Below are 16,962 nucleotides of genomic sequence, written 5' to 3'. Positions count from 1 at the left end.
TGCCTCCACCGTCGCGCTGGTGGCGATGGCTCCCCTTGCCGCCCGTGAAGCCCTGTCCCCTGCCAACCTGCCTCCCGCCGCCCAGACCGCGGCGCCCGCCGCCGCCACGCCCGCCCCTTACGGCAAATGGGGCATCGACCTGGCCGGCATGGACAAGAGCGTGAAGCCCGGCGACGACTGGTTCCGCTTCGTCAACGGCACCTGGGAGAAGAACACGCCGATCCCGGCCGACCGGTCGAACTACGGCACCTTCGGCGTGCTGCGCGACCTGTCCGAAGCGCGCGAGCGGACGCTGATCGAGGGGTATCAGCCGACCGACGCCGCCAATCCCGACCGCGCCAAGGTCGCGATGCTCTATCGCGGCTTCATGGATCAGGCGGCGGTGGAACGCGCCGACGCGGCACCGCTGGTGCAGCGGCTGGCCCCGGTGAAGGCGGCGGCGAACAAGGACGACATCGCCCGGCTGATGGGCCGGTCGATCGGCGGGTTCGGCGGCACCTTCTTCGGCCCCGGCGTCAGCGACGATGCCAAGCAGCCCGATCTCTATGCGCTGTACCTGCGCCAGTCGGGGCTGGGGCTGGGCGACCGCGACCTGTATGTCGATGCGAAGTTCAAACCGCAGCTCGACCGGTATCGCCAGTATGTCGCGCAGATGCTGGGCATGGCCGGCTGGCCCGATGCCGCCGCCGCCGCCGACAAGGTGGTGGCGATGGAAACGCAGGTGGCGCAGGCGCACTGGACCCGCGCGCAGAGCCGTGACCGCGACAAGACCTATAACCCGATGACGCTGGCGCAGTTGCAGGCGACCGCGCCCGGCTTTCCCTGGGCGGCGTTCTGGCAGTCCGCCGGGATCGGCGGCGCGGAACGCGCGATCGTGGGGCAGAACACCGCCTTCCCCAATATCGCCGCCGTCTTCGCCGCGACCGATCTCGACACGCTGAAGGCGTGGCAGGCGTTCCGCATCACCGACGATATCGCACCGATGCTGTCGAAGCGGTTCGTCGACTCCAATTTCGAGTTCCGCTCCAAATTCCTGAACGGCCAGCCGCAGCAGCGCGACCGGTGGAAGCGCGCCGTCGCCTTCGCCGATCGCGCGATGGGCGAGGCGATCGGCCGCGATTACGTCGCGCTGTATTTCCCGCCCACGTCGAAGGCGAAGATGGACCAGCTGGTCGCCAACCTGCGCGTCGCGCTGGGCGGGCGTATCCGCAACCTGACGTGGATGGGCCCGGCGACCAAGCAGGAGGCGCTGGCCAAGCTGGCCGGTTTCTCGGTCAAGATCGGCTATCCCGACAAGTGGCGCGATTACAGCGCGTTGCAGGTGCAGGCGGGTGACGTGGTCGGCAATGCCGAACGCGCCGGCCGGTTCGAATGGGATTATCGCCGCAACCGGCTGGCCGGGCCGGTCGACCGGGGCGAATGGGGCATGACCCCGCAGACGGTGAACGCCTATTACAGCCCGGTGAAGAACGAGATCGTCTTCCCCGCCGGCATCCTGCAGGCACCCTATTTCGATCCGAACGCCGATCCGGCGGTCAATTACGGCGCGATCGGCGGCGTGATCGGGCACGAGATCAGCCACGGCTTCGACGATCAGGGCCGCAAGTCCGACGGCAAGGGCGTGCTGCGCGACTGGTGGACCGCGGAGGATGCCGCCAAGTTCGATGCGCAGGCATCCAGCCTGGGTGGCCAGTACGAGGCCTATACCTTCCCCGAACTGCCCGGCCTGCACATCAACGGCGCCGCTTCGATGGGCGAGAATATCGGCGATCTGGGTGGCGTGCTGATCGCGCTCGACGCCTATCACACCTCGCTGGGCGGCAAGCCGGCGAAGGTGATCGACGGCTATACCGGCGACCAGCGCTTCTTCCTCGGCTGGGGCCAGGCATGGCGCACGCTGACCCGGACGGAGGCGCTGCGCCAGCAACTGGTCAGCGACCCACACTCCCCCGGCCAGATCCGCGCGGTGAACCCGCTGCGCAACGTCGATGCGTGGTACAAGGCGTTCGATATCCAGCCGGGCGCGAAACAATATATCGCGCCGAAGGATCGCGTGCGGATCTGGTAGGCCACGTCTACCACTCTGACGGGGGTGAAACCGCCTCCGCCAACCTACCCCCCCGGCGGAGGCCGGGGCCCAGTTGGGAAAGCCGTTGTGAATAACGGCAGAACTTCACCCAACTGGGCCCCGGCCTCCGCCGGGGAAGGGCGAATGGATGCGTCGTGCCCGCTCAATAGTCCCCCAGCGCCCACGCCACCGCCGCCTGCGCATGCAGTGTCGTCGTATCGAACAGCGGCACCGCGCTGTCCTCGTCGCTCACCAGCAGCATGATCTCGGTACAGCCCAGTATGATCGCCGTCGCCCCGCGCGCGACCAGCCGGGCGATGATCGCGCGATAGACCGCCCGGCTGGCCGGTTCGATCCGGCCCTGCACCAGTTCGTCATAGATGATCGCATGGGCCGCCCGCCGGTCGTCCGCGGCGGGGACGATCACGTCCAGCCCGTGCCGTGCGAGCCGTTCGGCATAGAAGGGCTGTTCCATCGTGAACGCGGTGCCGATCAGGCCCACCCGCCCATGGCCCGCCGCGCGCACCGCCCGCGCGGCGGCGTCGCCGATATGGAGCAACGGCACGCCGATCGCGCCCGCCACCTCGTCCGCCATCAGGTGCATCGTGTTGGTCGCGATCAGCACGCCGTTCGCGCCGCCGCGTTCCAGCGCGCGGGCCGCGTCGATCATCTGCGCCGTCAGCGCGGGCCAGTCTCCCGCCCGCTGCCGCGCCGCGATATCCGCGAAATCGACCGACAGCATCAGGATGCGCGCGGAATGGAGGCCGCCCAGCCGGTCGCGCACCGCCCGGTTGATGATGCGGTAATATTCCAGCGAGCTTTCCCAGCTCATGCCGCCGATGATGCCGATCGTCTTCATGGTCGTCGGGATGACGCGGCTTTATGGCGATTGCGGGGCTGACACGCGCGGCGATCGCGCTATGGCGGGGGCGATGACCCGTCCCGTCCGCCTTGCCGTGTTCGATTGCGACGGTACCCTTGTCGACGGGCAGGCCAATATCGGCCGGGCGATGGACGCGGCGTTCGCGCTGTCCGGCTTGGTGCCGCCGCCCCGTGCCGAGACGCGCCGGATCGTCGGCCTCAGCCTGCCGCAGGCGATGCAGGTGCTGCGCCCCGACGCCGATCACGCAAAGCTGACCGCCGATTTCAAGAGCGTCTATCAGCAATTGCGCCGCGACGGCGGGCTGGACGACGAACCGTTGTTCGATGGGGTGGCGGCGGCGATCGAGGCGCTGGTGTCGGCCGGCTGGACGCTGGGCGTCGCCACCGGCAAGTCCGATCGCGGGCTGGCGCACGTGCTGGAGCGACATGGACTGACGGACCGGTTCGTCACGCTCCAGACCGCGGACCGGCACCCCTCCAAACCCGATCCGGCGATGCTGCGTGCGGCGATGGCGGAGGCCGGGGCGACGGCGGCGGAGACGGTGATGATCGGCGACACCAGTTTCGACATGGCGATGGCGCGCAGCGCGGGCACGCGCGCGGTGGGGGTGGCATGGGGCTACCACGCCCCCGCCGAACTGACCGATGCCGGCGCGGACACGGTCGCCACCCATGCCAGCGAACTGCCGGGCTTGCTGGGATGAACGAGTTTCCGGACGATGTCGGCGCCGACCCCGTACCCCCGCAGATCGCGCAGCGGCGCTGGCTGGTGCTGGTCGGCATCCGCCTTGCCGGGGTGGCGGGGGCGATGCTGGGCATGGTGCTGGCCGCGCGCGCGCACGATCTGCTGCCCAAGCTGATCGGCATCGCGCTGGTCCTGTCCGCGCTGGTGGTGATCGCGGTGGTGCCCGCCAGTCTGGCGCATCGCTGGCGCAGTCCGCCCGTGCCATGAAGCGGTTCTGGGATCAGGTCGGCATCGTCGATGGTGGCATCCTGCTGGACGGCCGGCCGGTGCGGACGCCAGGGCGGCTGCCGCTGGTGCTGCCGACGCCGGCGCTCGCCACGCTGGTCGCCGACGAATGGCGCGCCGTCACCGGCGAGGTCGATCCGCACGCGATGCCCGCCACCGGCCTGGCCAATGCCGCGATCGAGCGGATCGCCCCCGATCCGCGCGCCTTCGCCGCCGGGCTGGCGAAATATGGCGAGACCGATCTGCTCTGCTACCGTGCCGAAACGCCCGCGCCGCTGGTCGAACGGCAGGTAGCGGCGTGGGACCCGCCCCTGAACTGGGCGCGGCAGCGCTATGACGTGCGGATCGAGACCACCGCCGGCATCGTCCACCGGCCGCAACCACCCGCGACGATCACCCGGCTGGGCGAGGCGATCGGGGCGAAGGACGCCTGGACGCTCGCCGCCCTGTCGCCGATCGTGACGATCACCGGATCGCTGGTGCTGGGGCTGGCACTGGCGGAAGCGGCGATGACGCCCGACGCGGTGTGGGCGGCGGCACGGGTCGACGACGACTGGCAGGCGGAGCAATGGGGCGAGGATGCGCTGGCGACCGCCACCACCGCCGCCCATCGCCGCGATTTCGAGGCGGCGGCGCGGTTTCTGGCGGCGGTCAGCTGATCGATCTGACAGCGCGGCATCGCATCCCCTTCACCGTCATTGCGAGCGTAGCGAAGCAATCCAGCGCGTCACGTGCGGGGCTCTGGATTGCTTCGCTACGCTCGCAATGACGGAATGGATGAGGTTGGCCCGGTCACCAGGACGGAATGGGGAGTGTCGGCCCGGCTACCAGCCGGATTACCGCGTCAGGCGGCGGATGAACCCGATCAGCCCGGTCTGCCGCGAACGCTTCAGCCGTTCGGCGGCGAGGATCGTCTTCACGCCCTGGAAACACGCCTCGACATCGTCGTTGACGAGGACATAGTCGTATCCGTCCCAGTGGCTGACCTCGTTGGCGGCCCGCGCCATCCGCGCGTCGATCACCGCAGCCGAATCGGTCGCGCGCTTTTCCAGACGGTCGCGCAGTTCGGGCATCGAGGGGGGGAAGATGAACACGCGCACCACGTCGCCGCCCGCGATCTGGAACAGCTGCTGCGCGCCCTGCCAATCGATATCGAACAGCACGTCCTTGCCGGCGTCGAGCAATGCCTCCACCTGCGCACGCGGCGTGCCGTAGCGGTGGTCGAAGACATGCGCCCATTCGAGGAACTCGTCGTTCGCCGCCATCCGGCGAAACTCTTCGAGATCGACGAAATGATAGTCGCGCCCGTCCTCCTCGCCCTTGCGGATCGCGCGGGTGGTGGCGGACACGGACATCTCCAGCCCGGCATCGTCGGCCAGCAATTTGCGCGCGATGGTGGATTTGCCGGCCCCCGACGGGGACGAGAGCACGAACAACATGCCCCGCCGCTTGAGGCTGTGTGCATCGTCAGGGAAATGGTGCGCCATGCGCGCCTTTGGCCGGGCACGGGGGCAGGCGTCAAGCCGCCAGCCACCTGCCCGGCCAATCCGCGATCAGAACGTCGGCGGCACCGAGCGGCCCGCGCGACGCCGGTCATAGGCCTTCTTCGCGACATAACCGCCGCCGAGCAACATGCCGAGCGGCCCCATCCGGCGCAGCCCGCCGCCGACCAACGCGCCCATCGCCGCGCCCTTCAATCCACCACGGCCGTCGCGACGGTCCATCTCGCGGCCCACCAAAGCACCGATAATCTTGCCGATCATTTCACATCTCCAAAAACGGTGTCTTTCAGCTCGCCCGCCCCGCGCAGGACGGCCCAGCCGACGGCATAGGTGATCGCCATCGGCACCACGACCTTCAGTACATTGGCGACGATCGCGCCCTTCAGCGCGCCGTCCCAGCTGGCATCTTCGTCACCACCCATGCTGTCGATGACGCCACCCACCAGCGCGCCGATTGTCGTTGCACCCACGGTCCGATCTCCTTCGTGCCATGCATAGCGCGGGACGGACGATCCGGTTCCGCCCCGGCCCCATCAGCGCCCGATCATCCCCTCCGGCCGGACGACGCGATCGAACGTCTCGGGGTCGACCAGCCCCAGTTGCACGCCCGCCTGTTTCAGCGTCAGCCGTTCGGCATGGGCATGCTTGGCGATCTTGGCGGCATTGTCGTACCCGATCTCCGGGGCCAGCGCGGTGACCAGCATCAGCGACCGGTCGACCAGATCGCCGATCCGCTCGCGATCCGCGGTCATGCCGGTGACGGTCCGTTCCGCGAAGCTGGTCATGCCGGTGGCGAGCAGGTCGATCGAGCGCAGCACGTTGGCGCCGATCAGCGGCTTGAACACGTTCAGTTCCAGATGCCCCTGCATCCCGCCCATCGTGACCGCGACATTGTTGCCCATCACCTGCGCCGCCACCATCGTCAGCATCTCGCACTGGGTGGGGTTCACCTTGCCAGGCATGATCGAGCTGCCGGGTTCGTTGGCGGGCAGTTCCAGCTCGCCCAGCCCCGATCGCGGTCCGCTGCCGAGCAGGCGGATGTCGTTGGCGATCTTGGTCAGCGCCACCGCCAGCACATTGAGCGTACCGTGCAGGTCGACGAGGCCGTCATTGCTCGCCAGCGCCTCGAACTTGTTGGCGGCGCTCGTGAACGGCAGGCCGGTCAGCCCGGCGATCTCCGCCGCTACCGCGTCGCCGAACCCGGCGGGGGCGTTCAGCCCGGTGCCGACCGCCGTCCCGCCCTGCGCCAGCGGCATGATGTTGCGCGTCAACGTGCCCTCGATCCGGGCACGGGCATTGGCGATCTGCGCGGCATAGCCGGAGAATTCCTGCCCCAGCGTCAGCGGCGTCGCATCCTGCAAGTGGGTGCGGCCGATCTTGACGATATCGTCCCATTCGCGCGCCTTGGCATCCAGCGCGGCATGGAGCGTATCGAGCGCCGGATAGAGCGTCGTCGTCACCGCGATCGCGGCGGCGACGTGCAGCGCGGTGGGGAAACTGTCGTTGGACGACTGGCCGCGATTGACGTCGTCATTGGGGTGGATCGGCGTCTTGCCGCCGCGCGTGCCGGCCAGCACCTCGTTGGCACGGCCGGCGATCACCTCGTTGACGTTCATGTTGGACTGGGTGCCGCTGCCCGTCTGCCAGATGACGAGAGGGAACTGGTCGTCGAGCCGGCCATCGACGATCTCCGCCGCCGCCGATTCGATCGCGTCCGCCTTGCCCCCGTCCAGCCCGTGCGCGCGATTGGCGCGGGCGCAGGCGCGCTTCACGATCGCCAGCGCATGGACGATGCCGATCGGCATCCGCTCCCGCGCGCCGAACGGAAAGTTTTCGAGACTGCGCTCGGTCTGCGCCCCCCAATAGGCGGTGGCGGGAACCTCGATCGGGCCGATGGAGTCGGTTTCGGTGCGGGTGTCGGTCATGTCGTCCTCAACTGCGTGGTTTTGATGTTGTTGCGCATGGGCCGATACGGCACCATCGGCCCATGCCGATCCTTACCCTTCTCGTCGCGCAGGCGATCGTCGCCACCTCGCCCTGTGCCCATGATCGCGCCCGCCTGATGACGCTCGATCAGCAGGCGTTCGATCAGGATATGACCGGCGGATGGCGCGCGCTGGCGATGGCGGGGTGTGACCCCGAGGCTGCGGACCTGATGCGCGACTGGCGGGCCGCGCATACCGGCGCGGGCCTGCGAAATGCCAGCATCCTGTTCTGGCACGAGGGGCAGTTGCGCGCCAATGCCGGGCAGACCGCCGCGGCGATCGCGTTGTTCGACCGATCGCGCAAGACGGCGGCGGAAGACGCCGGCTTCGGCTGGAACCTGTATGTCGACGGCAGCATCGCCTTCCTGCGGCGGGATCGCGCCGGCTTCGACAGGGCCCGGGCGACACTGGCGGTGCTGCCCCGCCCCGCCGGGTTCGATCCGCGTGGGCCGGATGGCAACCCCGTGACGGTGCGATGGCCGATGAACCTAAACGTGCTCGATGGTTTCCGGCGTTGCTGGGATCGGCCGTACAAGGAAGCCTATGCCTGCGCCACGCCGATGCGCCGGGTGGTGGTGCCACCGACGAAGTGATTCGGAGCGGCGCGCGGGCCGTTGGTCAGTCGATCCGTTTGCGCAGGAAGAACCGCGCCTCGCCGGGCGGGAAATCGTCGATCTGGCCGATCACGCCGTATCCCAGCTTCTCGTAGAAGCCGCGCGCCTGAAAACTGAACGTGTCGAGCCAGATGCCGATGCACCCCAGCCGTCGCGCCTCGTCCTCGGCGGCGAGCATCAGCGCGCGACCCCGCCCCTGCCCCTTCAGCGCCGGCGGTACCGCGAGATACTGGACGAACAGCCAGCGAAAGCCGGTCAGGCCCCATAATCCCCCGACGATCGCACCGCCACCGTCGCGCAGGACGATCGCGACGGTGTGCCGCTCGGTCGGGCCGACCATCGATTCGTTATGGGCGATCAACGGCGCGAGGATCGCGTCGCGGATCGCATCGGTCGGGCCGGATATGATCTCGGGAATGGTCATGGCCGCATCGTTTCGCGACCCAACTCGCCCCGGCTCACTTCTTCCGCTTGAAATCCACGCTGACGACGTTCGATCCGTCCTCGACCGGCTGCGCGATCGGGCCGTCGTTCTCGGCGTCATGTACCTCGGCGGCGGCATCCGGGTCCTCCTGCGCCTGGAAGCGCAGTTCGAAATTGACCGCCGGATCGTGGAAACCGGTGATCGCCGAATAGGGGATGACCAGCTTCGACGGCACCTGATTGAAGCTGAGGCCGACCGAGAACCGCTCGTCGTCCACGGTCAGGTCCCAGTAGCGGTTCTGCATGACGATCGTCATCTCGTCCGGAAACCGCTCGATCAGGCGGCGCGGGATGTCGACGCCGGGGGCCTGCGTCTTGAAGGTGATGTAGAAGTGGTGCTCACCGGGCAGGCCGCCCGCCTCCGCGACCGACCCCAGCACGCGACCGACCACGGCACGCAGGGCTTCCTGGACGATCTCGTCATACGGGATCAGGCTATCGGGCAGACCGTCGCTCATGAACCGTGGGTAGGCCCGCCCTACCCCCAGCGTCAAGATTGCATGGCGAGCCATGCGCGTTATGGGGTGGATATGCGCACCGCCACCATCACCCGCGACACCAGCGAGACCAAGATCGCCGTCACCGTCGATCTCGACGGCACCGGCCAATATGATATCGAGACCGGCGTCGGCTTCTTCGATCATATGCTGGAACAGCTGTCGCGCCATTCGCTGATCGACCTGCACGTCCGCACCAGGGGCGACCTGCATATCGACCAGCACCACACCGTCGAGGATACCGGCATCGCGATCGGCGAGGCGGTGGCCAAGGCGCTGGGCGACAAGCGCGGCATCCACCGCTACGGCGACGCGCTGTCGCCGATGGACGAGACGCTGACCCGCGTCGCGCTCGACATCTCCGGCCGGCCATGGCTGGTGTGGAAGACCGAGTTCAGCCAGAAACGGCTGGGCGAGATGGATACCGAGATGTTCCAGCACTGGTTCCACAGCTTCGCGCAGGCGGCGGGCATCACGCTCCACGTCGAGACGCTGCACGGCGAGAACAACCACCACATCGCCGAAAGCGCGTTCAAGGGCCTGGCCCGCGCGCTGCGCAAGGCGATCGAGATCGATCCGCGAAAAGGGGATGCGATCCCCTCGACCAAGGGCACACTGGGAGGAACCGCATGATCGTCGTCATCCTGAATTACGTCGTACCCGTCGAATCGATCGACGCGCACCGCCCTGCGCACCTGGCGTGGCTGCACGAGGGCGTCGCGGCGGGGATGCTGCTGTGCGCGGGGCGGCAGGTGCCGCTGACCGGCGGCATGTTCCTGTGCAAGGGCGAGCGCGCCGATGTCGAGGCATGGGCGGCGACCGATCCGTTCGCGGTCCACGGCCTTGCCGAATACCGGTTCATCGAGGTCGCGCCCTCGGTGGTCGCGCCGGGGCTGGACCTGCTGAAGGGATGACGCTGGCGCTGATCGATTACGGCGCGGGCAATCTCCATTCGGTCGAAAACGCGCTGCGCGCGGCGGGCTGCACCGATCTGATCGTCACCGCCGATCCCGATACGGTCGCGCGGGCGGATCGCATCGTGCTGCCCGGCGTCGGCGCGTTCGGCGCGTGCGCGGGGGCGTTGCGCTCGATCGACGGGATGGTCGAGGCGATGTCCGCCCGCGTGCGGCAACAGGGCACGCCCTTCCTCGGCGTCTGCGTGGGGATGCAGTTGATGGCCGATGCCGGCGAGGAGATGGGCACGCATCCCGGCCTCGGCTGGATCGCCGGCCGCGTCCGCAAGCTGGCGCTGGATACGATGGACGCGAAGGTGCCGCACATGGGCTGGAACGACGTGGTGCCGGTCACGCCGCATCCGCTGGTACGGGCGGGCGAGGCGTATTTCCTCCACAGCTATGCCTTCGACGGCGACGACGTGATCGCCGTCACCGACCATGCCGGCCCGGTCACCGCCGCGATCGGCCGCGATACGATGCTGGGGGTGCAGTTCCACCCCGAAAAGAGCCAGTCCTACGGGCTGGCGCTGCTGGAGAGATTCCTGTCATGGGCGCCCTGATCGTCTTCCCCGCCATCGACCTGAAGGGCGGGCAGGTCGTCCGTCTGGCGGAGGGCGATATGGACCGCGCCACCGTGTACGGCGACGATCCCGCCGCGCAGGCGATGCTGTTCGCGGATGCGGGCGCCGACCATCTCCACGTCGTCGATCTCGACGGCGCGTTCGCCGGTGCGTCGGTCAATGGCGACGCGGTGCGCGAGATCGTCCGCCGCTTTCCCGGCCATGTCCAGCTCGGCGGCGGCATCCGCACGCGGGCGAGCGTGGAGGGCTGGTTCGATCTGGGCGTCGCGCGCGTGGTGATCGGCACCGCCGCGCTGGACGATCCCGATTTCGTGCGCGGCGTGGCGCGCGACTTTCCCGGCGGCATCGTCGTCGCGGTCGATGCGAAGGACGGCATGGTCGCGACCAAGGGCTGGGCGGACGTGTCGACCACCACCGCCACCGATCTCGCCCGCCGGTTCGAGGATGCCGGCGTCGCGGCGCTGCTGTTCACCGATGTCGGCCGCGACGGCCTGCTGAAGGGCTGCAACGTCGAGGCGACGGTCGATCTGGCGCGCGCGGTGTCGATCCCGGTGATCGCATCGGGCGGCGTGGCGGGGATCGCCGACATCCATGTGCTGGCACTCCATGCGAAGGACGGGATCGAAGGCGTCATCACCGGCCGCGCGCTGTACGACGGGCGGCTCGATCTGGCGGCGGCATTGAACGTGGCGGCAGCGGCGTGATGATGGCTGGGGCCAGCTCCCGACCTTGTCTGTTCCCCGGCGGAGGCCGGGGCCCGGTCGGGCGGACCTCTGTGATCGACCATCGACGCTTTCCCACCTGGGCCCCGGCCTCCGCCGGGGAGGCGTATGGGGTGAAGACACCGAACCCCGCGAAAGGCACGGCATGACCGTCCGCGCACGCGTGATCCCCTGTCTCGACGTGGCGAACGGCCGCGTCGTGAAGGGCGTGAACTTCGTCGAGCTGCGCGACGCCGGCGATCCGGTGGAACAGGCGCGCGCCTATGACGCGGCCGGGGCGGACGAGCTGTGCTTCCTCGACATCACCGCCAGCCACGAGGATCGCGGCACCATCCTCGACGTGGTGCGCCGCACCGCCGCGGTCTGCTTCATGCCGCTGACGGTCGGCGGCGGCGTCCGCACCGCCGACGATGCGCGCGCGCTGCTGCTGGCGGGGGCGGACAAGGTCGCGGTCAATTCCGCCGCCGTCACCCGGCCCGAGGTAGTCGCCGATATCGCCGAGCGGTTCGGCAGCCAGTGCTGCGTCGCCTCGGTCGATGCGCGCCGGTCCGGTGACGGGTGGGAGGTGTTCACCCATGGCGGCCGCCGCCCGACCGGGATCGACGCGGTGGCGCACGCGCTGCGCCTCGCCGACCTTGGCGCGGGCGAGTTGCTGGTCACCTCGATGGACCGCGACGGCACGCGCAGCGGATACGACCTCGATCTGATCCGCGCGATCGCCGACCGGACGAGCGTGCCGGTCGTGGCATCGGGCGGGGTCGGCGGGCTGGACGATCTGGTCGCGGGGATCGCGCAGGGCCATGCCTCCGCCGTCCTCGCCGCCTCGATCTTCCATTTCGGTGAGGCGAGCGTCGCCGATGCCCATGCCGCGCTCGCCGCCGCCGGCATCCCCGTCCGCGCGCACTGACGGTAGACACTGACGGGGCGGTCCCGACCGGCAGCGTTAGCGATTTCGCAAAGGTCGTGCTGCCAGAGCCGGGGCCGATGTACGCGATCCGCTTCCGCCACGATATCAACCTGCTCGACATCCGCTGGACCGGCCAGTTCACGGCGGAAGTGGTCGATGCCTATGCGCGCGAACTGATCGCGCAGTTCGTGCGGGAGGGGTTCCGGCCCGGCTATCGCCTGCGCATGGACATGACGGACAGCGCGGTGCAGCCGGTGGCGGCCGCCACGCTCATCAACCGCCGCCTCGGCGACTTCCCCCGCGCCGACCGGATCGCGATCGTCACCCGCAGTGCGATCGCCCGGTTGCAGGTCCGCCGGTTCATGACCCAGTCCTATCTGCGCATCTTCGACGATGCCGCCCTCGCGCTCGACTGGCTGACCGAGGCCGACGCGCAGGCCGCATAAGCCGGATTGACCGACCGGCGGCGAGCGGTCACCAAGCGGGCATGGACCCGCTCGACCGCCTAGCCGCCACGATCCGCGACCGCCGCGGTGCCGATCCCGGCTCCAGCTACGTCGCCAGCCTGTTCGCGAAGGGCCGCCCCAAGATCGCGCAGAAGCTGGGCGAGGAGGCGGTCGAGACCGTCATCGCGGCGATGGCCCAGCCCGACAAGATCGTGTCGGAGGCCGCCGACCTGATCTTCCACCTGCTCGTCCTGCTCGCCGATGCCGATGTCACGCTGGACGACGTGCGCGCCGAACTGGCCCGGCGCGAGGGCGTGTCGGGCCATACCGAAAAGGCCGCAAGGAACGCGTGATGCCGATCGATGCCACCCTGCCCTATGACGACCAGAACATCTTCGCGAAAATCCTGCGCGGCGAGATTCCGTCGCAGCGGGTGTATGAGGACGACTGGGCGATCGCCTTCCACGATATCGCCCCGCAGGCGCCGGTGCATCTGCTGGTGATCCCGCGCGGCCCCTATGTCTCGTGGGACGATTTCAGCGAACGCGCCCCGGCGGGGGAGATTGCGGGCTTCGTCCGCGCGGTGGGCCGGGTCGCGCGCGACCACGGGCTGGTCGCGGCGGGTTACCGGCTGCTCGCCAATGTCGGCGGCGATGCCGGGCAGGAGGTGGCGCACCTCCACGTCCATCTGTTCGGCGGCCAGCCGCTGGGGCCGATGCTGGCACGGTAGCAGGGTTTTTCGCGCGGAGGCGCGGAGGTGCTGCGCACGGGGCCGATGTCGACGCCGATCATCGGCCGCCTGATGGTCGGAACACAATTGTCGCAGACGTAGCCCCCCCGCACGAACCATCACGTCTTCACGGTTTCGCGTGAACGTGCCTCGCTCGAACACCTCGATCGCGATTGCCAGCCACACGGCGTTGTTCTAGCCGTAGCGGCGATGACCGACAGCGCCATGCCCCGCCCCGCCCCCTCCTTTTCCGACGGCCGGCCGCCGCGCGGACGCAGCGGCTGGCGGCTGGTGCGCGGCGTGTGGAAACTGCTGGTCGCGGTGAAGGACGCGCTGGTGCTGATCGCGCTGCTGCTGTTCTTTGCGCTGCTGTTCGCCGCGCTCAACGCGCGGCCAGGCACGAAGGCGATCGGCGAAGGCGCGTTGCTGCTCGATCTGGACGGATCGATCGTCGAACAACCGGCGGAGGTCGATACCCTCGCCACCCTGTCCGGCCAGTCGGTCGCCAAGCAATATCGCCTGCGCGACGTGCTGCGCGCGATCGATGCCGCGCGCACCGATGCGCGGGTCAAGGCAGTGGTGCTCGATCTCGACCGGTTCGGCGGCGGCTATCCGGCGGCGCTGGGCGAGGTGGCCGATGCGCTGGTGCGGGTGCGCCAGTCGGGCAAGCCGGTGCTGGCCTATGCCACCGCCTATACCGACGGCAGCTACCGGCTGGCGGCGGCGGCGAGCGAGGTGTGGGTCAATCCGATGGGCGGCACGCTGTTCACCGGGCCGGGCGGCACGCAGCTTTACTACAAGGGCCTGATCGACCGGCTGGGGGTGAATACCCATGTCTATCGCGTCGGTCGCTACAAGTCGTTCGTCGAACCCTATACCCGCGCCGACCAGAGTCCGGATGCGCGCGCCGCGTCGCAGGCGCTGTACGGCGCGCTGCTGGAGCAGTGGCGCGAGGGTGTGACGCGGGCACGGCCCAAGGCACAGGTCGCGCAGTTCCTCAGCCAGCCGCAACAGGCGGTGCTGGCGACCAACGGCGACATCGCGCAGGCCAACCTGCGTGCCGGGCTGGTCGACCGGCTGGGCGACCGTACCTCGTTCGGGCAGCGCGTGGCGAAACTCGCCGGTATGGAGGCGGGCAAGCCGATCGGCTCGTTCCGCACCATCGGCTATGATCGCTGGGTCGCCGCCAATCCGATGTCGACCACCGGCGATGCGATCGGCGTGCTGACCGTGGCGGGCGATATCGTCGATGGCGAGGCTGGCCCCGGCACTGCGGCGGGCGACACGATCGCCAAGGCGATGCTCGACGGCCTCGCGACCAAGAATCTGAAGGCGGTCGTGGTGCGCGTCGATTCGCCGGGCGGCTCCGCGCTCGCGTCCGAACGCATCCGGCTGGCGGTGCTGGAGGCGAAGAAGCGCGGGCTGCCGATCGTGGTGTCGATGGGCGGGCTCGCCGCATCGGGCGGCTATTGGGTGTCGACCGCGGGCGATACGATCTTCGCGGAACCGGCGACGATCACCGGATCGATCGGCATCTTCGGCATCATCCCCACCTTCGAAAACACGCTGGCCAAGATCGGCGTCACCACCGACGGCGTGAAGAGCACGCCGCTGACCGGCCAGCCCGATGTCTTCGGCGGCACCACGCCGGTGATGGACGCGATCCTGCAGGCGGGCATCGAGAACGGCTATCGCCAGTTCATCGGCCGTGTCGCCGACGCGCGCCGCATGACGCCGCAGCGCGTCGACGAGATCGGACAGGGCCGGGTGTGGGATGGCGGCACCGCGCGCCAGATCGGGCTGGTCGACCGGTTCGGCTCGCTCGCCGATGCGGTGGCGGAGGCGGCGAAGCGTGCGAAGCTCGATCCCGCCAGGGTCCAGACCGTCTATCTGGAAAAGGCACCGGGCTGGGCCGCGCGACTGGTCGAATCTCTGGGCAGCGGCAACGACGAGGACGGGGCCAGCCCCTCGGGCGACGTCTTCGCCCATGCCGCCGCCGACCGTCGCCTGCTGGTGGCGCGCGCGATCGGCGACGTCGCCCGCCTGACCCGTGGCGGGTCGGTGCAGGCGCGCTGCCTGGAATGCGGCGCGATGGGGCCGGGCACCGCCAATGCGGCGGACAGCCGCCTGCTGGACCTGCTGATCGCGCGGCTGGGGTTCTGACGGGCGGCGATCCGGTGGACCCATCCACCGGGTTCCGGCCCGTCTATCACGCCCTACCTCACTGAACCGTCATTGCGAGGAGCGAAGCGACGCGGCAATCCACCGGCCGCGCGCGTGACGCGCTGGATTGCTTCGTTACGCTCGCAATGACGGATGGGCAGGGTTCACGTCATCATGCTCTGGTCATGACGAACAGATGCTCACGCAGCGCCCCGTCCTGCTGCCCTCAATCCGTCCAGCGATACGCCGGCAGCGCCAGTTTCCACCGGATCGCTACCGCGCGCAAGGTGAAGCCGGCCGCCGCCGCGATGATGCCGGCGGTGGTCGGGTCCATCCCCGCCATCGCCAGCGCGACGAAGCTGGCGGAGGCCAGCGCGGCCGCGGTGACATAGAGTTCGGGCCGCATCAGGATCGACGGCTCGCCCGCCAGCACGTCGCGGATGATGCCGCCGACGCACGCCGCCACCACCCCCATCACCGCCGCCGGCACCGGCGCGACCCCGTATCGCATCGCCTTCGCCGCGCCATAGGCGGCATAGGCGGCCAGCCCGACCGCGTCGAACCAGTCGAGCGCCGCGCTGGACCACCAGCGGCGCGGCGTCGCCCAGATCACGATCGCCACGATCAGGCACAGCCCCGCGACATCCCCGTCACGCACCCAGAACACCGGCGCCCCGATCAGCAGATCGCGCACCGTGCCGCCACCGACCCCGGTGATGAGCGCGAAGAACGACAGGGTCACCAGCGTCTGCCCCCGCCGCGCCGCCGCCAATGCGCCCGAGGCAGCGAACACCGCCAGCCCGGCAAGGTCGAGCCACGGCGCGGCGGTCGGCAGGATCGGTACCGACAGGGGGGGAACGGAGGCTATCATCGCCCCCGCCCTTACCGCCGATCGTCCCGCGATGGGAACGGACTTGTCATGCCGGACGGGCGATCCGATCGTTGTCTGACGTTCATGCAACCGGCGCCCGGCGACAACGTTACGCTCATGGTACGGATTTCCAGACGGGAGAGTTGTAATGCGTAAGATGCTACTGGCGCTGGGCTGCGCCGCGATGGTCGCGCCCAGCCTGATGGTCACGGTGACGACGGCGGATGCACAGCGTCGCTATCGCGACAGCGACCGCAACGGGCGCGTGTATCGCGACAATCGCGGCCGACTGCGCTGCAATAAGAAGGATGGCACGACCGGCGCCATCATCGGCGGCGTCGGCGGCGCCCTGCTCGGCCGCACGGTCGACACGCGCGGCGATCGCACGCTGGGTACGCTCGGCGGTGCGGCGGCGGGTGCGCTGGCGGGACGTGCGATCGATCGTGGCAGCGGGAACGACCGCTGCCGCTGATCCTTCGGGTCAAGCACGACGGGAAAGGGCATCATGGGGCACCCCATGGTGCCCTTTTCCGTGTCCGACGGGCCCGCTGGTGATCCGGGACATGAACGGCACGTAGTTTGTGG

General features: G+C 69.2%; 23 protein-coding genes. 15 read left to right on the top strand and 8 right to left on the bottom strand.

What is annotated here, in order from left to right; genetic code table 11:
* Positions 1-25 precede the first annotated feature (25 nt).
* Entirely contained in the window at positions 26-2,068 is a 2,043-nt protein-coding gene (locus tag ABD719_RS04000; RefSeq protein ID WP_425567118.1) for a M13 family metallopeptidase, read from the top strand.
* 163 nt (positions 2,069-2,231) lie between these two features.
* Here the strand turns inward: ABD719_RS04000 and ABD719_RS03995 are convergent, their stop codons facing one another.
* Positions 2,232-2,927 (bottom strand): aspartate/glutamate racemase family protein, encoded by a 696-nt coding sequence (locus ABD719_RS03995; protein ID WP_344692096.1) that lies wholly within the window; start codon positions 2,925-2,927, stop codon positions 2,232-2,234.
* A 73-nt stretch (positions 2,928-3,000) separates the two neighbouring features.
* Between ABD719_RS03995 and ABD719_RS03990 the strand changes: the two genes are divergently transcribed.
* Genes ABD719_RS03990 through ABD719_RS03980 form a run of 3 tightly spaced genes read left to right on the top strand, consistent with a single transcriptional unit; the run spans position 3,001 to position 4,579 of the window.
* Positions 3,001-3,654 carry an HAD-IA family hydrolase gene (locus ABD719_RS03990; RefSeq protein ID WP_344692095.1) on the top strand — a complete coding sequence of 218 codons (654 nt, stop codon included), beginning with the start codon at positions 3,001-3,003 and terminating at the stop codon, positions 3,652-3,654.
* Positions 3,651-3,902, top strand: coding sequence for a hypothetical protein (locus tag ABD719_RS03985; RefSeq protein WP_344692094.1), 252 nt, complete (start codon positions 3,651-3,653; stop codon positions 3,900-3,902). The genes ABD719_RS03990 and ABD719_RS03985 overlap by 4 nt, the downstream gene beginning before the upstream one ends.
* Positions 3,899-4,579 carry an ATP12 family chaperone protein gene (locus ABD719_RS03980; protein ID WP_344692093.1) on the top strand — a complete coding sequence of 227 codons (681 nt, stop codon included), beginning with the start codon at positions 3,899-3,901 and terminating at the stop codon, positions 4,577-4,579. The genes ABD719_RS03985 and ABD719_RS03980 overlap by 4 nt, the downstream gene beginning before the upstream one ends.
* 177 nt (positions 4,580-4,756) lie before the next feature.
* Here the strand turns inward: ABD719_RS03980 and gmk are convergent, their stop codons facing one another.
* The 4 genes from gmk to fumC all read right to left on the bottom strand — a co-directional run bounded on the left by gmk (position 4,757) and on the right by fumC (position 7,347).
* Entirely contained in the window at positions 4,757-5,359 is a 603-nt protein-coding gene (gmk, locus tag ABD719_RS03975) for a guanylate kinase (protein ID WP_192125495.1), read from the bottom strand.
* A 114-nt stretch (positions 5,360-5,473) separates the two neighbouring features.
* Complete coding sequence (locus tag ABD719_RS03970; protein ID WP_192125264.1) at positions 5,474-5,683, bottom strand: hypothetical protein; 210 nt, start codon at positions 5,681-5,683, stop codon at positions 5,474-5,476.
* Positions 5,680-5,892, bottom strand: a complete 213-nt coding sequence (locus ABD719_RS03965) for a hypothetical protein (protein ID WP_344692092.1) — start codon at positions 5,890-5,892, stop codon at positions 5,680-5,682. The genes ABD719_RS03970 and ABD719_RS03965 overlap by 4 nt, the downstream gene beginning before the upstream one ends.
* Before the next feature lie 63 nt (positions 5,893-5,955).
* Positions 5,956-7,347: a class II fumarate hydratase gene (fumC, locus tag ABD719_RS03960; protein ID WP_344692091.1), complete on the bottom strand. Its 1,392-nt coding sequence runs from the start codon at positions 7,345-7,347 to the stop codon at positions 5,956-5,958.
* Positions 7,348-7,409: 62 nt separating this feature from the next.
* On the opposite strand from fumC, the gene ABD719_RS03955 reads away from it, so the two are divergent.
* Complete coding sequence (locus ABD719_RS03955; RefSeq protein ID WP_344692090.1) at positions 7,410-8,000, top strand: hypothetical protein; 591 nt, start codon at positions 7,410-7,412, stop codon at positions 7,998-8,000.
* Positions 8,001-8,025: 25 nt separating this feature from the next.
* Here ABD719_RS03955 and ABD719_RS03950 read toward each other — a convergent pair whose 3' ends face one another.
* Together ABD719_RS03950 and ABD719_RS03945 are read right to left on the bottom strand one after the other, a co-directional pair.
* Positions 8,026-8,445, bottom strand: coding sequence for a GNAT family N-acetyltransferase (locus ABD719_RS03950; RefSeq protein WP_344692089.1), 420 nt, complete (start codon positions 8,443-8,445; stop codon positions 8,026-8,028).
* 34 nt (positions 8,446-8,479) lie between these two features.
* Positions 8,480-8,962 carry an SspB family protein gene (locus ABD719_RS03945; protein ID WP_192125258.1) on the bottom strand — a complete coding sequence of 161 codons (483 nt, stop codon included), beginning with the start codon at positions 8,960-8,962 and terminating at the stop codon, positions 8,480-8,482.
* Between the two features lie 72 nt (positions 8,963-9,034).
* Here ABD719_RS03945 and hisB point away from each other — a divergent pair, with 72 nt between their 5' ends.
* From hisB to sppA, 9 genes are all read left to right on the top strand, one after another.
* Complete coding sequence (gene hisB / locus ABD719_RS03940) at positions 9,035-9,634, top strand: imidazoleglycerol-phosphate dehydratase HisB (RefSeq protein WP_344692088.1); 600 nt, start codon at positions 9,035-9,037, stop codon at positions 9,632-9,634.
* Positions 9,631-9,915, top strand: coding sequence for a YciI family protein (locus ABD719_RS03935; RefSeq protein ID WP_344692087.1), 285 nt, complete (start codon positions 9,631-9,633; stop codon positions 9,913-9,915). Before hisB ends, ABD719_RS03935 begins: the two co-directional genes overlap by 4 nt.
* The gene (hisH, locus tag ABD719_RS03930; protein ID WP_344692086.1) at positions 9,912-10,517 is read left to right on the top strand and encodes an imidazole glycerol phosphate synthase subunit HisH; all 606 of its coding nucleotides are present in this window, start codon (positions 9,912-9,914) and stop codon (positions 10,515-10,517) included. Before ABD719_RS03935 ends, hisH begins: the two co-directional genes overlap by 4 nt.
* The gene (gene hisA / locus ABD719_RS03925) at positions 10,505-11,242 is read left to right on the top strand and encodes a 1-(5-phosphoribosyl)-5-[(5-phosphoribosylamino)methylideneamino]imidazole-4-carboxamide isomerase (RefSeq protein WP_344692085.1); all 738 of its coding nucleotides are present in this window, start codon (positions 10,505-10,507) and stop codon (positions 11,240-11,242) included. Before hisH ends, hisA begins: the two co-directional genes overlap by 13 nt.
* A gap of 163 nt (positions 11,243-11,405) precedes the next feature.
* Entirely contained in the window at positions 11,406-12,167 is a 762-nt protein-coding gene (gene hisF, locus ABD719_RS03920; protein WP_344692084.1) for an imidazole glycerol phosphate synthase subunit HisF, read from the top strand.
* Between the two features lie 77 nt (positions 12,168-12,244).
* On the top strand, positions 12,245-12,613 hold the full coding sequence (locus ABD719_RS03915; protein ID WP_344692083.1) for an STAS/SEC14 domain-containing protein: 369 nt from the start codon (positions 12,245-12,247) through the stop codon (positions 12,611-12,613).
* A 41-nt stretch (positions 12,614-12,654) separates the two neighbouring features.
* The gene (locus ABD719_RS03910) at positions 12,655-12,966 is read left to right on the top strand and encodes a phosphoribosyl-ATP diphosphatase (protein WP_344692082.1); all 312 of its coding nucleotides are present in this window, start codon (positions 12,655-12,657) and stop codon (positions 12,964-12,966) included.
* Positions 12,966-13,343: a histidine triad nucleotide-binding protein gene (locus ABD719_RS03905; RefSeq protein WP_344692081.1), complete on the top strand. Its 378-nt coding sequence runs from the start codon at positions 12,966-12,968 to the stop codon at positions 13,341-13,343. Before ABD719_RS03910 ends, ABD719_RS03905 begins: the two co-directional genes overlap by 1 nt.
* A gap of 225 nt (positions 13,344-13,568) precedes the next feature.
* On the top strand, positions 13,569-15,506 hold the full coding sequence (sppA, locus tag ABD719_RS03900) for a signal peptide peptidase SppA (RefSeq protein WP_344692568.1): 1,938 nt from the start codon (positions 13,569-13,571) through the stop codon (positions 15,504-15,506).
* Between the two features lie 226 nt (positions 15,507-15,732).
* On the opposite strand, the gene ABD719_RS03895 is transcribed toward sppA, so the two are convergent.
* Positions 15,733-16,377 carry a trimeric intracellular cation channel family protein gene (locus ABD719_RS03895; protein WP_344692080.1) on the bottom strand — a complete coding sequence of 215 codons (645 nt, stop codon included), beginning with the start codon at positions 16,375-16,377 and terminating at the stop codon, positions 15,733-15,735.
* A gap of 148 nt (positions 16,378-16,525) precedes the next feature.
* On the opposite strand from ABD719_RS03895, the gene ABD719_RS03890 reads away from it, so the two are divergent.
* Positions 16,526-16,849 (top strand): glycine zipper 2TM domain-containing protein, encoded by a 324-nt coding sequence (locus ABD719_RS03890; RefSeq protein WP_344692079.1) that lies wholly within the window; start codon positions 16,526-16,528, stop codon positions 16,847-16,849.
* The last annotated feature ends 113 nt before the right edge of the window (positions 16,850-16,962 follow it).

Origin of the sequence: Sphingomonas cynarae (assembly GCF_039537815.1) — a bacterium.
Taxonomy (GTDB): domain Bacteria; phylum Pseudomonadota; class Alphaproteobacteria; order Sphingomonadales; family Sphingomonadaceae; genus Sphingomonas; species Sphingomonas cynarae.
This window is presented reverse-complemented; position numbering and strand designations above follow the sequence as displayed.

Excerpts from the sequence above, each read along its gene's own strand:
- ABD719_RS04000 (WP_425567118.1), top strand. The coding sequence starts at position 26 with ATGGCTCCCCTTGCCGCCCGTGAAGCCCTGTCCCCTGCCAACCTGCCT.
- ABD719_RS03995 (WP_344692096.1), bottom strand. The coding sequence starts at position 2,927 with ATGAAGACGATCGGCATCATCGGCGGCATGAGCTGGGAAAGCTCGCTG.
- ABD719_RS03990 (WP_344692095.1), top strand. The coding sequence starts at position 3,001 with ATGACCCGTCCCGTCCGCCTTGCCGTGTTCGATTGCGACGGTACCCTT.
- ABD719_RS03985 (WP_344692094.1), top strand. The coding sequence starts at position 3,651 with ATGAACGAGTTTCCGGACGATGTCGGCGCCGACCCCGTACCCCCGCAG.
- ABD719_RS03980 (WP_344692093.1), top strand. The coding sequence starts at position 3,899 with ATGAAGCGGTTCTGGGATCAGGTCGGCATCGTCGATGGTGGCATCCTG.
- gmk (WP_192125495.1), bottom strand. The coding sequence starts at position 5,359 with ATGTTGTTCGTGCTCTCGTCCCCGTCGGGGGCCGGCAAATCCACCATC.
- ABD719_RS03970 (WP_192125264.1), bottom strand. The coding sequence starts at position 5,683 with ATGATCGGCAAGATTATCGGTGCTTTGGTGGGCCGCGAGATGGACCGT.
- fumC (WP_344692091.1), bottom strand. The coding sequence starts at position 7,347 with ATGACCGACACCCGCACCGAAACCGACTCCATCGGCCCGATCGAGGTT.
- ABD719_RS03955 (WP_344692090.1), top strand. The coding sequence starts at position 7,410 with ATGCCGATCCTTACCCTTCTCGTCGCGCAGGCGATCGTCGCCACCTCG.
- ABD719_RS03950 (WP_344692089.1), bottom strand. The coding sequence starts at position 8,445 with ATGACCATTCCCGAGATCATATCCGGCCCGACCGATGCGATCCGCGAC.
- ABD719_RS03945 (WP_192125258.1), bottom strand. The coding sequence starts at position 8,962 with ATGAGCGACGGTCTGCCCGATAGCCTGATCCCGTATGACGAGATCGTC.
- hisB (WP_344692088.1), top strand. The coding sequence starts at position 9,035 with ATGCGCACCGCCACCATCACCCGCGACACCAGCGAGACCAAGATCGCC.
- ABD719_RS03935 (WP_344692087.1), top strand. The coding sequence starts at position 9,631 with ATGATCGTCGTCATCCTGAATTACGTCGTACCCGTCGAATCGATCGAC.
- hisH (WP_344692086.1), top strand. The coding sequence starts at position 9,912 with ATGACGCTGGCGCTGATCGATTACGGCGCGGGCAATCTCCATTCGGTC.
- hisA (WP_344692085.1), top strand. The coding sequence starts at position 10,505 with ATGGGCGCCCTGATCGTCTTCCCCGCCATCGACCTGAAGGGCGGGCAG.
- hisF (WP_344692084.1), top strand. The coding sequence starts at position 11,406 with ATGACCGTCCGCGCACGCGTGATCCCCTGTCTCGACGTGGCGAACGGC.
- ABD719_RS03915 (WP_344692083.1), top strand. The coding sequence starts at position 12,245 with ATGTACGCGATCCGCTTCCGCCACGATATCAACCTGCTCGACATCCGC.
- ABD719_RS03910 (WP_344692082.1), top strand. The coding sequence starts at position 12,655 with ATGGACCCGCTCGACCGCCTAGCCGCCACGATCCGCGACCGCCGCGGT.
- ABD719_RS03905 (WP_344692081.1), top strand. The coding sequence starts at position 12,966 with ATGCCGATCGATGCCACCCTGCCCTATGACGACCAGAACATCTTCGCG.
- sppA (WP_344692568.1), top strand. The coding sequence starts at position 13,569 with ATGCCCCGCCCCGCCCCCTCCTTTTCCGACGGCCGGCCGCCGCGCGGA.
- ABD719_RS03895 (WP_344692080.1), bottom strand. The coding sequence starts at position 16,377 with ATGATAGCCTCCGTTCCCCCCCTGTCGGTACCGATCCTGCCGACCGCC.
- ABD719_RS03890 (WP_344692079.1), top strand. The coding sequence starts at position 16,526 with ATGCGTAAGATGCTACTGGCGCTGGGCTGCGCCGCGATGGTCGCGCCC.